Annotated in this window: 13 protein-coding genes; 6 read left to right on the forward strand and 7 right to left on the reverse strand. The window is 72.7% G+C overall.

Annotation, left to right across the window (positions count from 1 at the left end; genetic code table 11):
* Positions 1 to 281 precede the first annotated feature (281 nt).
* Entirely contained in the window at positions 282 to 731 is a 450-nt protein-coding gene (locus OG736_RS03460; RefSeq protein ID WP_327181082.1) for a spore-associated protein, read from the forward strand.
* 293 nt (positions 732 to 1024) lie between these two features.
* On the opposite strand, the gene OG736_RS03465 is transcribed toward OG736_RS03460, so the two are convergent.
* The gene (locus OG736_RS03465; protein WP_327181083.1) at positions 1025 to 1618 is read right to left on the reverse strand and encodes an MBL fold metallo-hydrolase; all 594 of its coding nucleotides are present in this window, start codon (positions 1616 to 1618) and stop codon (positions 1025 to 1027) included.
* A 94-nt stretch (positions 1619 to 1712) separates the two neighbouring features.
* On the opposite strand from OG736_RS03465, the gene OG736_RS03470 reads away from it, so the two are divergent.
* A complete protein-coding gene (locus OG736_RS03470; protein WP_327187503.1) occupies positions 1713 to 2657 on the forward strand; it encodes a GlxA family transcriptional regulator in 945 nt (314 codons plus the stop codon).
* A 106-nt stretch (positions 2658 to 2763) separates the two neighbouring features.
* On the opposite strand, the gene OG736_RS03475 is transcribed toward OG736_RS03470, so the two are convergent.
* Both OG736_RS03475 and OG736_RS03480 read right to left on the reverse strand, forming a co-directional pair.
* Entirely contained in the window at positions 2764 to 3804 is a 1041-nt protein-coding gene (locus OG736_RS03475; protein ID WP_327181084.1) for a hypothetical protein, read from the reverse strand.
* A 70-nt stretch (positions 3805 to 3874) separates the two neighbouring features.
* Positions 3875 to 4078: a hypothetical protein gene (locus OG736_RS03480; RefSeq protein ID WP_327181085.1), complete on the reverse strand. Its 204-nt coding sequence runs from the start codon at positions 4076 to 4078 to the stop codon at positions 3875 to 3877.
* 518 nt (positions 4079 to 4596) lie between these two features.
* On the opposite strand from OG736_RS03480, the gene OG736_RS03485 reads away from it, so the two are divergent.
* Positions 4597 to 5121 carry a hypothetical protein gene (locus OG736_RS03485; protein WP_327181086.1) on the forward strand — a complete coding sequence of 175 codons (525 nt, stop codon included), beginning with the start codon at positions 4597 to 4599 and terminating at the stop codon, positions 5119 to 5121.
* Between the two features lie 208 nt (positions 5122 to 5329).
* Here the strand turns inward: OG736_RS03485 and OG736_RS03490 are convergent, their stop codons facing one another.
* Positions 5330 to 7606 (reverse strand): M4 family metallopeptidase, encoded by a 2277-nt coding sequence (locus OG736_RS03490; RefSeq protein ID WP_327181087.1) that lies wholly within the window; start codon positions 7604 to 7606, stop codon positions 5330 to 5332.
* Positions 7607 to 8047: 441 nt separating this feature from the next.
* On the opposite strand from OG736_RS03490, the gene OG736_RS03495 reads away from it, so the two are divergent.
* The 3 genes from OG736_RS03495 to OG736_RS03505 all read left to right on the forward strand — a co-directional run bounded on the left by OG736_RS03495 (position 8048) and on the right by OG736_RS03505 (position 11253).
* Entirely contained in the window at positions 8048 to 9997 is a 1950-nt protein-coding gene (locus OG736_RS03495) for a CASTOR/POLLUX-related putative ion channel (protein WP_327181088.1), read from the forward strand.
* 142 nt (positions 9998 to 10139) lie between these two features.
* Positions 10140 to 10610, forward strand: a complete 471-nt coding sequence (locus OG736_RS03500) for a hypothetical protein (RefSeq protein ID WP_327181089.1) — start codon at positions 10140 to 10142, stop codon at positions 10608 to 10610.
* 76 nt (positions 10611 to 10686) lie between these two features.
* On the forward strand, positions 10687 to 11253 hold the full coding sequence (locus OG736_RS03505) for a precorrin-3B C(17)-methyltransferase (RefSeq protein WP_327181090.1): 567 nt from the start codon (positions 10687 to 10689) through the stop codon (positions 11251 to 11253).
* Positions 11254 to 11272: 19 nt separating this feature from the next.
* On the opposite strand, the gene OG736_RS03510 is transcribed toward OG736_RS03505, so the two are convergent.
* The 3 genes from OG736_RS03510 to OG736_RS03520 form a co-directional block, all read right to left on the reverse strand.
* Positions 11273 to 11725: a flavodoxin family protein gene (locus tag OG736_RS03510; protein WP_327181091.1), complete on the reverse strand. Its 453-nt coding sequence runs from the start codon at positions 11723 to 11725 to the stop codon at positions 11273 to 11275.
* 121 nt (positions 11726 to 11846) lie between these two features.
* Entirely contained in the window at positions 11847 to 13772 is a 1926-nt protein-coding gene (locus tag OG736_RS03515; protein ID WP_327181092.1) for a DUF2264 domain-containing protein, read from the reverse strand.
* A 14-nt stretch (positions 13773 to 13786) separates the two neighbouring features.
* On the reverse strand, positions 13787 to 14851 hold the full coding sequence (locus OG736_RS03520; protein ID WP_327181093.1) for a LacI family DNA-binding transcriptional regulator: 1065 nt from the start codon (positions 14849 to 14851) through the stop codon (positions 13787 to 13789).
* Positions 14852 to 14862 lie beyond the last annotated feature (11 nt).

The following is a 14862-nucleotide window of genomic DNA, read 5'->3' on the forward strand; positions in this document are numbered from 1 at the left end:
GCGCCCCTCCGCTCGCGGCGGGCCCGGGGTAGCCGGCGGGCTGGGCGCGGACCGGAGCGGCCGCGGGAGGCGGCACAGCGCACCGCGTCGCCAGGGCCACCGTGAGCCATGCAGCCCAGACCTGGCACGTTCCGCTCACACACCTTCGGTTGCGTCCCAACTCGGCCAACCACGCCGCCAGTTATGTCTGAAAACACCGGTAACTCCGGCACAACCATCCGAAGGCGCTGCCCGTCACATAAGACAGGAGCAACCAACTCCTAAGCACTCAAGGGGGAAATATGCGTTTCACTCACTCCATACTGGGCGCCGCCGCACTGGCCGCTCTGTCGGTGGGGGCCACCACCGCCCTGGCGGCACCCGCCTCCGCCGCCCCCAACACCACCCCGCAGAAAGTCTGCGGAAGCGGCTACAAGACGGTGAACTCCGCTGCCGTCGGCTCTCTGGGCACCGTCTACCTCGCCTACAACGCCACCAACGGCAACAACTGCGTCGTCACCATCCGCAACAACCCCGGCACCCGCGTGGACATGTCCGCCTGGATCTACGTCCCCGACACCAACGAGGGTGACGACGACTACGGGTCCTACACCTCGTACGCAGGACCCTCCTACGTCATCGGCAAGGGCCACTGCGTCGACTGGGGTGGCGGCATCGCCAACACCTACGTCCAGGTGATCGGCTCCAACTGCGCCTCCCTCAAGGAACACCGGACCACCTACACCCGGTGACCCGCTCCGCCCGCCCGCCCGCCCGCCGCACCAGGCAAGCCGAAGATCCCCGCGTTGCGACTGCCGGCCGGAACGACCGCCGACCGTCAGGCCCGACAACACCGGGGCCGGCCTGAGGGCAGTGTGGCGGCGTGGTGCAGGACAGGCGGAAGGCCGTAACTGCCCGGCCCGCCCTGGCGGAACCCACCCGGCTCCGCCAGGGCGACCACGCAGGTTCCGCGCAGGTTCCGGGATATCGACCACTCTGAGCCACAGCCCCCAGGAGATTCCGCAGCCCGCCCCGGAAACTGCGGCTAGCGGGGCGGGTTGTCGTCGGCCTTGAACGGGCCGCCGTGGCCAGGCACGATCAGGTCCGCGGCGGTCAGCACCCGGAGCCGGGAGGCGCGCAACACGTCACGGTCGGGGGCTACCGGGTCGTCCGCCGGGCCCTCCGCGTGCCACCACAGGTCACCGGCGAAGGCGACCACGCCCGACTCCGTGCCCGCCAGCAGGGTGATGTCCTCGGCGCTGTGGCCCGGGGTGCGGATCAGCCGTAGCGACGGAGTGAGTTCGTAGCCCTCCGCGTCCCGGTTTGTCCACTGATCGCCGAGGTACTCCACCTTGTGGTCGTGCACCCGCGCCCGTCCGAACAGGCCCACGTTCATCGTGTTGTCCGGGTGGTGATGGCTGAGCACCACGTCGGTGATGTCATCGGGGCCGAGCCCCAACTCCTCGAGCGGAGCAAGGATTCGGTCGCGACTCGCCACCATGCCCGGGTCGAAGATCACATGCCGGTCGGCGTCGGAGATGTAGGAGACGGTGGCGGCGACTCCGGGGCCGGTGGAGCCGACGTATCCGGTGGTCAGGATCGTGTACACGGCGCTGCGGCCGAGCGGTGCGTCTGTCATGGCCTCAATCCTTCCGGGCTGGACGGTTGTTCACGAGTGGCACGGTTGCCGATGATCGCAGGATTAGTGCCACACTGAACGTGTGCCTCGATTCATGACCGTCGCCGCGTACGCCCCACCCGGAGTCGGCATGCTCGCCGTCGGCATCGTCACCGAGGTCTTCGGTCCGCACGGGGCGACACTGCCGGGCTTCGACTTCGCCCTGTGCACGGACCGGCCCGGTCCCGTCCCCAGCGACGTCGGCGTGCCGCTCACCATCACGCACGGCCTGGACAAGCTCGCCGCCGCCGATCTGGTGATCGCCCTGCCCTGGGCCGACTTCCGCACACCGCCCGCACCCGCCGTGCTCGATGCGCTGTCGTCCGCGCACGAGCGCGGCTCACTGGTCGCGGCCCACTGCGTCGGCGCTTTCGCGCTCGCCGCCGCCGGACTGCTCGACGGCCTGCGGGCCACCACCCACTGGCGGTTCGCCGAACTGCTCGCCCGCCGCCACCCGAACGTCACGGTCGAACCCGACGCCCTCTACATCGACGAAGGACGCATCATCACCGGCGCGGGAGCCGCCGCGGGCTTCGATCTCTGCCTGCACCTGCTGAGGCGGGAGTACGGAGCCGCAATGGCCAACGCCGTTGCCCGGGACGTGGTGTTGCCCTCCCATCGCGACGGCGGGCAGGCGCAGTACCTGGCCGCCCCCGTCCCCGAAGGCTGCCGCGACGAGCGTCTCGCCGAGGTGCTCGCGTGGGCCCGCGAGAACCTCCACCAGCCGCTTCCCGTCGCGGAACTGGCCCGGCGTGCCGTGATGAGCAAACGCTCCTTCGCCCGCCGTTTCACCGCCGCGACCGGGACCACCCCCCACGCCTGGCTGCGGAGCCTGCGGCTGAGCAGCGCCGAGGAGTTGCTGGAGACCACGGACCTGCCGGTCGAGGAGATCGCCCGCCGCGTCGGATACGGAAGCGCGGCCGTCCTGCGCGAACAGTTCGTGCGCCGCCGGGGAGTGCCGCCCCGCTCCTACCGCCGCTCCTTCACGAACACGCCGTAGCGGACGACGCGGGCCCGCCGGGCCAACGCGTGTCGGGGCTCGGATGAAGTCCGGAAGCAGCGACAGCCTCTCCGTCTGGTCGGCCGCATGATCCGGTGGAAACGCTCTAGCGGTACGCGTCGCGATACGTGCGCAACCGGGGAGCACGTACAGCGGGCAGCCCGACCAGGGTGTACTCGAAGGCGTTGTGGTGGGGAGTCAGCGGGTGCCAGGGGCCCGGCGGCAGGGGGTAGTCGTCGCGCAGCACGCCCTCCGGGAGCACCCCGGTCGCGGGCATCGGCGAGGTCTCGCCCGGGTGAGCCAGGTACGCCCAGACCCCGCTGTCCACCGGCACCACAGCCCCGTCGTCGCCGGGCGGGCGCCAGGGCGCGCCGGTGAGGGGGTGGCGAGGGACGAGCAGGACGTCGGGACGGGGTCGGGGCGTGGGGATCCCCGGGCCGGCCAGCTCCACGGAACGGGCATCGGGCCCGGCGGGGAGGTACCGGCCGACGGCGTGGCCGAGCAGCTCGGCGACGGGGCCGGCGGGGAGGGTCACAGGGCGGTTCTCGGTGGCCGCTACGAGGTGGGCCAGCGTGACTCCGGCCGCCGCCTCCCAGCGGCGGCTCCACGACCCGTCGGGTTCGACGGGTGGGACGCGGTGCCCGGCGCGCTCCAGGTCGTCCCAGTCCGGAGGCGATGCGGCCGGGAGCCCCGAGGGGCGCCGTACGACCGCTTCGGGTTCCAGCCACACCGTCTGCCACAACCCGCAGTCGTCCATGCGGGTCGCCACGGCCCGCCCGCACCCCTCGCACGCCAGGTTGGGGCCGGCCCGGCCGTCCACACCCCGGCAGTAGCCCTCGCACTTCTCGGGGATCAGGGCCATGGACCGCGAGTCGCCGGGGGCGATGACGATCCTGTTCCGCGCGCCGAAGGAGACGGAGTACACGGGCGCGTACACGCCCTGCAGGGCAGCCGCGTCCTCTCCGACCTCTTCCCACAACCGCCAGGGCGGTCCGGTGGGCCGGGGATCGACGGCGTACGTCGCGGGCTCCATCAGCGGGGGATGGAGTTCCTCCCACCCCCCGTGGTGGGTGTGGACGGGGAGGGCGACCCGGGACACCGCCGCCGTCAGCTCCGTGCCGCATCCCGCACACGCGAACACGTCCAAACAAGCTCCCCCTTGCCCCGGTTCCCCGGGGATTGTGCCTCGCCCGCTGCGGAGGATCCACCGGATTTCGTCACGGCTCCGACGTGCTTCGAGCGCCGGAGACCTGGCCGGGCTCCCCGTTGAACACGTCGTCGCCCGCGAACTGAAGCCGGTCACCGATGACGATGGTGTACGACGGCTGCGGACCGACGTCCACGTTCACGTCAGCGCTCGCGATTCCGGCAGTGCCGAACACAATGGCGCCCGCGGCGAGCGCGGTGAGCAGGGAACGCATGGGAGACACCCTTCAGCAGCGGGGCAGAACGTTCCCTCAAGCCAGGACCTCCCGTTGCCGTTCATGCCCCGCACCGGCCGGTACCACCTCCTGCTTCAGCCGCTCGGTGCACAGCGGTCTCCGGCGGTCAGCCTCCGGCAGCCCGGCACCGAGGCAGCCGGCGGTGCCCCGGGCCGACGCCACCTTGCTCGCCTCGATCATGCGCGCGGCACACCGCCAGGTCGCCGCCGACCTCACCACCCGCCATCACTGAGGACATCGAGGACCGGGTGGACGTGCCCGGCATAGCGTTCACTTCCGATTCATTGCAACGACGAGTGGGGCTTGTTGCATTCACTACTCAAGTCATTGCAACGATTCCATCGCTTCTACCTGGGACTATGCTCGAACTATGCAATTAACTCGTTGCCCGTCCCATGAATGCAACGTAGCGTTTCCATAACAGGAAACAGCGAGCGCAAGCCTCACAGGCTGAGAGGCGCACGTTTCACGAAGGAGCGATCCCGGGGGGGCGGATCATGGTGACAGCACAGGGCCCGCGGTCGGCGCCACCCGGCGCCTTCAGCGCTTTCGCCCGCTTCGTACTCTGTGGCGGCGGGGTAGGGCTCGCTTCCAGCTTCGCCGTGGCGGCGCTGGCCTCCTGGATTCCCTGGGTCCTGGCCAATGCCCTCATCACCGCGGGTTCCACACTCCTCGCCACGGAGCTGCACGCCCGCTTCACCTTCGGCACAGGCGGGCGCGCGACCTGGCGCCAGCATGCGCAGTCGGCCGGGTCCGCTGCAGCCGCGTATGCGGTGACCTGCGTGGCGATGCTCATCCTGCAGCAGCTGGTGGCGGCACCCGGCGCGGTGCTCGAGCAGGTCGTCTACTTGTCCGCCTCCGCCCTCGCCGGTGCCGCACGGTTCGCGGTGCTGCGCCTCGTCGTCTTCGCACGCAACCGCTCGCAGGCCGTGGCCACCGCCCGCACCGCCCGCCCTCTGCACACGCCCGAGGTCCGCGCCGCCGCACCCATCAGCCCTGCGGCGCTCTGCCGCACCGCCTGACCGTTCCGACACTCCTCTCCGGCAATGACCACGGCACCAGCGCCGGTGCCGGGCCCGCATGGTCCCCGGACCCGCACAGACGATGCCGCCGCCCGAGTCCGGGAAGACCCGAGCGGCGGTGTCGAGCGGTCTGCGGTCAGAAAGCGAACCGGTCGGAGAGTGAACTACTCAGGGAGTGGACCGACCGATCAGGGGGTGGACCGACCGCTCAAGGCGTGAGCTGCCAGCGCTGGATGTAGCCCACGTCGATCGACGCGCGGTCCTGGACCCGCAGCTTCCAGGTGCCGGTGAGGGGCTGGGCCGAGGCGTCGACCGTGAAGGTCTGGTCGACGTTGTCGGCGGAGCCGCCGCTCCGGTTGAGGAGCGAGTAGACGGTGCCGTCCGGGCCGACCAGGTCGACGGTCAGGTCACCGCGGTAGGTGTGGACGATGTTGACGTAGACCGAGGTGGTGGCGGAGGCGTTGCCGTCGCGGCCCGCGATGGTGATCGGGGACTCCACTGCGGCGCCGTTGTCGGGGATGTCGACGCGGGTGGCGGTCGCGTAGATGTACGCGATCCGCCAGGTGAAGGTGTCCGTGACGGACGCGCCCGTGCTGTCGGTGACCGTGACGGCGACGTCGCTGGTGCCGAGGGTGGTCGGCGTCCCGGAGATCAGACCGCTCGCGCTGAGGGTCAGCCCGTCGGGCAGGCCGGTGGCCTCATAGGTCAGGCCCGCACCGGAGTTGGTGGTGTAGGCGTCCACCTGAAGGCCGACCGCCTGGCCGACGCCGCTGGTCTGGTCGGCGATCGGGGCGACGTTGACGCCGAGGGCTATGCGGCTGCCGACGTTGATGGCGGCCCAGGCGTCGGCGACGGCGAGGTAGGTGGGGCTGTACGCGCCGAACAGGTCGGCCGACGCCTGGAGGGTGGCGGTGCGGGCGCCCGCGTAGTTGGTGGACGAGGTCATGTACGTCGTCAGCGCCCGGTACCAGACGGCGGCGGCGTTCTCGATGCCGATGCCCGTGACGGCCTGACCGTCATAGGTCGGGCTGTCGTAGGCGACGCCGTTGACGGTCTTGGCGCCGCTGCCCTCGGAGAGCAGGTAGAAGAAGTGGTTCGCGGGGCCCGACGAGTAGTGGACGTCGATGCTGCCCAGGGTGGAGCTCCAGCTGTCGCGGGAGGAGCCGTCCTTGGAGGGCTTGTCCATGTAACGCAGCGGGGTGCCGTTGCCGTTGATGTCGATCTTCTCGCCGACGAGGTAGTCGCCGGGGTCGGCAGCGAGGTTCGAGTGGAACTCGACGGCCGCGGCGAAGATGTCGGAGGTCGCCTCGTTGAGACCGCCGGACTCGCCGGAGTAGGTCAGGTTGGCGGTGGCGGCGGTGACGCCGTGGCTCATCTCGTGCGCGGCCACGTCGAGGGAGGTCAGCGGGTGCGTGTTGCCCGAGCCGTCGCCGTAGGTCATGCAGAAGCAGCTGTCCTGCCAGAAGGCGTTGACGTAGTTGCTGCCGTAGTGGGCCCGGCTGTAGGCGGCGACGCCGTCGTTGCGGATGCCGTTGCGGCCGTACACGTCCTTGTAGTAGTCCCAGGTGGCGGCGGCGCCGAAGGCCACGTCGACACCGGCGGTCTGGCGGTTGGACGGCAGGCCGGTGCCCCAGACATCGTTGTCGTCCGTGAAGAGGGTGCCGGTGCCGGAGGTGCCCTGGTTCAGGTCGTACGTCTTGTGCCCGGCACGGTCGCCGTCGGTGAGCTGGTACGTCGATCCCGACAGCGTGCTGCCGACGGGAACCGTGCCGACGTACTGGCCGGTGCCGGTGCCGGTGTGCACCTTCTCGGCGGCGAGGATCTGCTTGCCCGTGGACGCGTCGGTGACCACCTGGAGTTCGCTGGGCGTGCCGTCCTGCTGGACGCCTTCGACGACCGTCTCCCAGGCCAGGACGGGCTTGGCGGCGCCGGCCCAGACGACGAGGCGGGGCGCGCGCTCGGTCGTGGCGCCGGTGACGTCGGCGCTCTTCGCGGCCGCGAGAGCCTTGCCGGTGGCGTTGGCCGCGGAGAGCTTCGGGCTGAGGGACGGCAGCGTGAGCGTGGCTCCGCTCGCCTTGGACACGGTGGTCCGGCCGCTCTTGAGGTGGACGACCAGGTCACCGCCGAGGACGGGCAGTCCGGCGTAGGTGCGCTCGTAGCGGGTGTGCGTGGCGCCGTCGGCGTCCTGGACGACGTCCCTGACGACGAGCTTCTCCTGCGCGCCGAGGGCGAGCCGCTGGGCCGTGGTGCCGGCCGTGGTCTGCGCGCTCTTGATCAGCGAGGCGCGGCGGGCCGGAGACAGGCTGGTGGCCGCCGCACCGGCGCGAGGCGTGGCGGTGATCTTGGCGGGGCCGGGGCCAGGGTCGGCGGGCGCCGCGCCGGCGGTACCGGCGGGGGCTCCCAGGGCGAGCAGGGTCCCGATGGTCGTCAGCGCGAGGGCGGCGGCGCGTCTGCGCCGGAGGGTGGGGCGGTGTCGCCGGGGCAACGGGTTCTCCTTCTGTGCGACGGTCGGCCCGTGGTGAGGGCCGACGTGGGGGCGGACCGACGGGATGGGGCCGGTCCGGAGCGCTGCACGGCAGGCGGGTGAAAGGAGGTGGGGGGTGAGTGGGGGATGCCCCGCATGATGCGGGTGTGAAGGAATGGTGAACTTCGGCAGCAGCGTGGCACTGCGTGCACAGGTTTGTCATGGGAATGCCAAAACAACGGCTGGAAATGACCATGTCCTGCTGGGGATCCGCCCTGCTCGGCGCACGTTTTCAGCCGCGGGGGCGACCCTCGTTCCCGAAAGGGTGAATACGGGGACCCCCACGGCGTGTCGCGGCACTCCGGGCAGCACCCTGCGAGTTCAGGTGGCGACGGGAGTCGGCGGGAGACGGGGGGCGCGGTGGAAGGGCAGCGGCGAGGGCCGGTTTCGTTACGGGAGCGGATGCGCTACCGGTTCGACAACACACTGGCCCGCAGCACCGGCAGGCTGGTCGGATGGCTGGCCGTGACCTGCCTGGGCATCGTCGTCCCGGCGAGTGCGCTGCTGGTGTGGACGGACCCGTCCTCGCCCCGGTCGCTGTCGGGCCGGCTGACCGCGGTGTGGCGGGTGAGCGCGGAGACCCTGCGGCTGGGCGCGGTGACCGGCGCCCCGCTGCGGATGCTGCTGTCCGTGCTGCTGGGCCTGATGGCCCTGCTGTACGTGTCGACCCTGATCGGCGTGATCACCACCGGCCTCACCGACCGCCTCACCGAACTGCGCCGAGGCCGCTCCACCGTGGTGGAGACGGGCCACTCGGTGGTGCTCGGCTGGTCGGAACAGGTGTTCACGGTGGTCGGCGAGCTGGTCGCGGCACGGGCCGATCAGCGCTGGAGCGCGGTCGTGGTGCTCGCCGACCGGGACAAGACGGAGATGGAGGAGGCGCTGGCGGCCGTGCTCGGACCCACCGGCACCACGCGGCTGATCTGCCGCAGCGGCTCCACGGCCGATCCCGACGCGCTCGGGCTGGTCAGTCCGGGGGCGGCGCACGCGGTACTGGTCCTGCCCGGCACGGAGGCCGCCGGGGACACCGAGACGGTACGGACCCTGCTGGCCCTGCGCGCCGTCCTCGGCGAGCACGCGGGCCCGCCCGTCGTCGCCTGCGTACGGGACGAGCGGTACCGGACCGCGGCCCGGCTGGCCGCAGGCCCGCGGGGCATCGTGCTGGAGTCCGACCGGACGGCCGCCGGGCTGATCGCGCACTCCGCGCTCCACCCGGGCCTGACGCCCGTGCTGCGGGAGCTTCTCGACTTCGCGGGCGACGAGTTCTACCTCGCCGCCGCTCCCGAGCTCGTGGGACGTCGTTTCGGCGACGTCCTGCTCGACTGCGCGACGGCCGCGGTGGCCGGGCTGGTGCGGGCCGACGGCACTCCCGTGCTCAGCCCGCCGCCGGAGACCGTCGTCGCGCCGGGAGACCGCCTCGTGGTCGTGGCGGCGGACGAGGACAGCGCGCGGTGGGAGGACTGCCGGGCCCTCGTGGAGCCGTCGGCCCTGGCCGAGCACGGTGCCGGCCCGGTCGAACCGTCGCGTTTCCTGCTGCTGGGCTGGAACCGTCGGGCGCCGCACCTGGTCGACCAGCTGCGCCGCTGCGCACGGCCGGGCTCGGTCCTGCACGTCGTCACCGACCCGACGGAGCAGGCGCCACCGACTCTGCCGTTGCCGCTGCCGGAACCGCGCAGGACAGCCTCGCTCGTCGACGGGCTCACCGTGACCTGCGGAACCGCCGATCCGACCGACCCCTCGTCCCTGCGCGGTCTCGACCCGGGCTCCTACGACCGGATCATCGTGCTCGGGCCGGACACCGGCGACGACGCCGACCGGCCGGACCACCGCACGCTGGTCGTCCTGCTGATCCTGCGGTCGCTGGCGCAGGAGACGGGGCACTCCGTGCCGGTGATCGCGGAAATCGCCGACGAACGCAACCGGGCCCTGGCCCCGCTCGGACCGAGCTCCGAGGCGGTCGTCGGCGGACAGCTGACGGGGCTGCTGATGGCTCAGGTCTCGCAGAACGGGCACCTGGCCGGAGTGTTCGAGGAACTGTTCGCCGCCGGCGGCAGCGCGCTGCGGCTGCGTCCGGCACATCACTATGTGCTCGCGGACCGTCCCGCCTCCTTCGCCACGATCGTGGCGGCGGCGCGCGACCGGAGCGAGTGCGCGATCGGCTACCGCTGGCACGACACCGCCGCCGCGCCCGCCGGCCACCAAATCCGGCTCAATCCCGCCAAGGCCGGCAGACGGGTCTGGAGCCGCGCGGACGAGATCGTCGTGGTCGTGCGGGACGGCGCGGCCGAGGGCGGCGCCGGTGGGGCCGGTGGGGCGGACGGGAGCCAGGTGGCGCGGGTGGACGCCTCCTAGCGCCTCCGCCCCGGTCGTCCCGCGCCGCGCGGGCTCTGGGCCGTTCGAGTGGTCCCCTTCCGCTCGCCGTCGTAGCGTCGGTAGAGAACTTCATCCGGGCGCGGACACAGACGGCTCCCGGTTCGGTCGGGCGGGAGCGGACATGCGACACACGACGAGAACAGCGGTCATGCTCTGTGCGGCGCTGGGCCTCACGGCGGCCGTCGGCTCGGCCTCGGCCGTGCCGGCCGCGTCGCCGGCCACGGCGCGCGCGGCGGCCGCGGTGCGGCAGGCCACGCCGCCCGTGTTGGTCGACTGCCTCTGGCACGCCAAGGTGCGGCCCGGCGACTTCATCCTCGCGTGCGGCGACGGCAACAGCCGTCTGGTCTCGCTGCACTGGGACAGCTGGGGCTCGAACTCGGCGCGGGCCACCGGGGTCAACGTCGTCAACGACTGCGATCCGTACTGCGCGGCCGGCGCCTTCCACCCGTACGCGGTCGTGGTGAAGCTGGACCGGCCGCAGCCGTGGAAGAAGAACTCGCAGGTGCAGCACTACAGCCGAATCACCCTCACCTACCTCGGTGACAGGCCGGAGCAGTTCGGGCGAGTGGTGACGTACCCGCTCTGGAACTGAACCTGATGCAGGTCCCCGCGTCCCTGCCGTCTTGCGCCGACTCCCGTGTGTCCTACCCGCCTGCCATGATCGAGGCATGACACGGATACGGCCACGGCGGCGGCTCGGCGCCCCGGTTCTGCTCGCCCCGCTCGCCCTGCTCGTCCTCACCGCCGGATGTGCTGATCCGTCGAGCGACCCTCGGACGGCCGGCTCGGCCGCTTCCTCGCCCGCCGCCTCGGCGAAGGGCTTCTGCCCGCCGCCCGAGGACACCCTGGCGTCGCCGTCTCCGTGCATCAGCTACGGCTGGGACCAGCGGGTCGCCGAGAACCACGCCTACCGTCAGGAACAGCCCATCACCGCCGGGCAACGGCAGGAAGCGCAGCCGCGGGCGACGGCACTGGCCGCCGCGCTCCAGGAACTCGCGGCCGAGGGGACCACCCTCGACGGGCTGCGGACGGCCGCCGCCGAGGCGCTCGGCCTTCAGGCACGGCAGATCGAGGTGCAGGGCAACTTCCTGGCCCCCCTGCACGACATGCTCGTAGGAGGCGGCGAGGGCCGGGTGTGCGTCAACGGAACCGTCGACAGCAGCGGTCACGCGACGGCGGAGGTCGTCGGGCGCACGGTCGAGGGGACGTGTCTGCCCGGGCGGGGCGGGCACTGACGCACGGCGGCGGCGCCCGTCAGCCCATCAGGCCGGCCGCGACCGTCGCGCCCAGTTCCCAGCAGGCCGCCACGTCCGCCTTGTCGGGTTCCCCGGTGACGGCGACCGGCTCGGCCGCGCGCCGCCAGCCCAGGCCCGTGGTGATGGTCTCGATGCCGCGCACCGCGCCGGTGACGTCGTTGCCGCCGTGCACGTAGTAGCCGAAGGGCCGGCCACGGGTGGTGTCGAGGCAGGGGTAGTACACCTGGTCGAAGAAGTGCTTGAGCGCACCGGACATATAGCCGAGGTTGGCCGGCGTGCCCAGCAGGTAGGCGTCGGCGGCCAGGACGTCGGAGGCGGTCGCGGCGAGAGCCGCCCGGCGTTCGACGCGGACACCCTCGATCTCCGGCGCCGTCGCGCCCGAGACGACCGCTTCGAACAGCGCCTGGCAGTTGGGCGAGGGGGTGTGATGGACGATCAGCAAAGTGGCCACGGCACGGAACCCTGCCCGCTCCCCCGGCCCGGCCGCAAGCGACGCCGCCGCGGGACCGGGACCGGGACCGGGTCCGGCTCCCGGGCCCGTACCTGTCACGCGTCGGCGCTCACGTCGGTCCTCACCCTGGATCGGGCACCGGCGTGACGGTCTCGGTCGTGCCGTCCGGGAAACGGACCTCGAGGGTTCCGTCGGAGACGAGGACCGCGCCCGCTCCGGTCCGTACGTCCGCCGCGACGAGTGGGTCGGCGGTGAGGACCACCAGCGTCGCCAGCAGCTTCGCGCCGCCCGGGTGCGGTGCGGTGAGGACAGGGACGGCCGAGTGGTCGCCGTAGGCGTTGTGGCCCCGGGCCCGGGCCACCTCGGCGGTGCCCTCGTCCCAGCCGAACAGGCCGACGAGGGCCGAGGTGAGACCGTCGGCGCGGTGGGCCACCGCCCAGGCCTCACCCGTCCGCGCGAGGGGCGGGGCGTCGTCGCAGGCCACCGCCCAGCCGCCGGCCCTGACGGGCCTGCCGGCGGGGGCCTCGACGCGGTGCACGCGGATCTCCCACGGCCCGCGCACCACGCTCGCGGTGGTGATCCGCAGGCGCTCGTCGCCGTCCGGGCCGAGCGGGGTGTGCCAGGACGCCGCCCGCCGGCCCTCCGCGTACAGCGGGTGGATGCGGCCACGACGGGACGGGCCCGTGGCGGCCAGCAGGGCGATGCGGTTGTCGGGGCCGGGTGGTTCGCCGGGGGGCGGGGTCTCGGGGGCCGTCGCGGTGGAGTACGCGAAGCCCGTGTAGTGCGGGCTGTCCTCGGACGCGGCGGGCGGCGGCGGGAGCCGGTCGGTGCCGTGATTGACCAGGCGGACGATCCCGTCGGCGGCCGTGGAGTGCAGCAGCCACCCCGGCGCGGGCAGGGCCAGCTGCCGGTCGGCGGTGTCGACGGGGCCCGCTTCCTCGGGCGCCGTCCACACCGGGTGGTCGGCGGGCAGCAGCAGACCGAGGAAGGCCTTGCTCGCCCAGTACGGGGAGGCCGGGCCCGAGTACGGCTGGGTGACGGGCAGGTAGGGCCGGTACCAGCCGAGGCTCAACAGGCCTTTCTCGTCGGGCACTTGGTGGTCGGTGAAGTGCTTCAGGGCAGCCGAGGCGAGGCGGCGGGTGCGGCCGGGTGGCAGCGGGGTGGCGTCGGCGAGGGCGCCCGCCCAGAGCGGCGCGGCGGTGGCGTAGCGGTAGATGAGGGAGCGGCCCTGATGGACGGGGGCCCCGTCGGAGCCGAAGAAGTACTGGTGGCTGTCGAGGAACTCGCGCAGGCGGGCGCGGTGCGTGGCGACGCGGGCGGGATCCGCGCGGTGGCCGGCGACGCGGGCCCAGAGAACGGGGTAGAGGTGCAGGGCCCAGGCGTTGTAGTAGTCGAACTTGCGGCCGTCGCCGTCGGTGTACCAGCCGTCGCCCCGGTACCAGTCGTCCAGGCGGTCCAGTCCCCCGTCGATCTCGGCACGGTCGTACGGCCCGCCGACGGAGGCGAGGAACTCCTCGGTGATGACCTGGAACAGCCGCCAGTTGGAGTCGTTGGCGGTGGCGCCGACGAAGCCGCCCAGCCAGGCGACCGCCATCTCCCTCGTCCTGTCGGGCAGTCGGTCCCAGATCCAGGGGCGGGTCTCGTGCAGGGCGAGGGCGACGGAGGCGGCCTCGACCATGGGCTGGCTCCGGTCGGTGATGGGCGGCCAGTGCTCCGGATGGCGGGGATCGACGCCGGCGGCGAGACCGGTCGCGTAGCGCTCGATCAGGGTGGGGCCGACGTCTCCGCCCGAGCCCGCGATCCGGAAGGCGGCCAGGAGGAACGAGCGGGCGTACCCCTCCAGGCCGTCCGACCAGGCGCCGGAGTGACCGGTGCGGCCGGGCAGCCGGTACTGGGCGAGGCCGGGACCGGCGTACGGGCGGAGCGCGGCGAGCAGCCGGTCGGCGGTGGCCTCCCAGTGGGCCCGGGTGTAGCCGGTGTACGGGGACAGAATGAGGTCGGGGGGCGGCAGACGGCCGGCGTCGGCCGACAGGTGCGGCGCGGTCATACGGGGACGGTTCCTTAGGTCGGTCGGTGGGCGCGCCCGGGTGGGGGCGCGGCGACGCTGTCGCGTACGACGATGTGGGTGCCGAGCAGATGGTGGGTGGCGGCGGCCTGTTCGGGGTCGCGCAGGGCGATGCGCACCGCGGCGCGGCCGAGTTCCTCGGCGGGCGTGCGCACGGTGGTGAGAGGCGGGTGGAAGTCCTCGGCGAGCGGGATGTCGTTGTAGCCGACGACGGAGATGTCGTCGGGGACCCGCAGTCCGGCCTCGGCGATGGCGCGCAGGGCGCCGGCCGCGACCATGTCGTCGCCGGCGAAGACGGCCGTGAACTCCGTTCGTTCCTTGAGGAGTTCGGTCATCGCGCGGAGCCCGGCGGCCCGGCCCAGCCCGCAGTCGACGACCTGGGCGGCCTCCGGCGGGAGCCCGTGCCCGGCGAGGGCGGCCCGGTAGCCGCGCACCCGGGCGTCCAGGGCGGTGTTGCCGGGCAGTCCGCCGAGGAAGACGATCCTGCGGTGCCCGGCCGAGAGCAGGTGCCCGGTGACGGCGCGTGCCCCGGCCTCGTTGTCGAACTCGACGACGAGCGCGGGGATGTCGGGGTCCGGGGCGGGCCGACCGCACAGCACCAGGCGGGCCCCGGCGGAGGCGAGGGCCTGCGCGTAGTGCGCGACGCGCTCACGGTAGGCGTCGTCCTCGACGACCCCGCCGACCAGGATGACCAGCCGGGCGCCCTCCTCCCGCATGAGCTGCACGAACTCCAGCTCCCGCTGCGGGTCCCCGCCGGTGGTCCCGACCAGGCAGAGCCAGCCGTGGGTGGCGGCCTCCGCCTCGACGCCCTCGGCGACCTGGGCGTAGAACGGGCTGGTGACCTGGCGCAGGACGACGGCGACCGTCTTGCGGCCGCCGCCGACGAGGGCACGGGCGTGGGCGTTGGCGACGTAGTCCAGGGCGCGGGCGGCGCGCAGCACCCGGGTTCGGGTGGCCTGCGGAACCGGGTAGTTGCCGCTCAGCACGCGTGAGACCGTGGCCACGGACACGCCCGCGCGTTCGGCCACCTCGCGGATGGTCACCCGTCCCTGTGCCGTCATGTCGTACCCCG

It is taken from the genome of Streptomyces sp. NBC_01334 (assembly GCF_035983595.1).
Classification (GTDB): domain Bacteria; phylum Actinomycetota; class Actinomycetes; order Streptomycetales; family Streptomycetaceae; genus Streptomyces; species Streptomyces coriariae.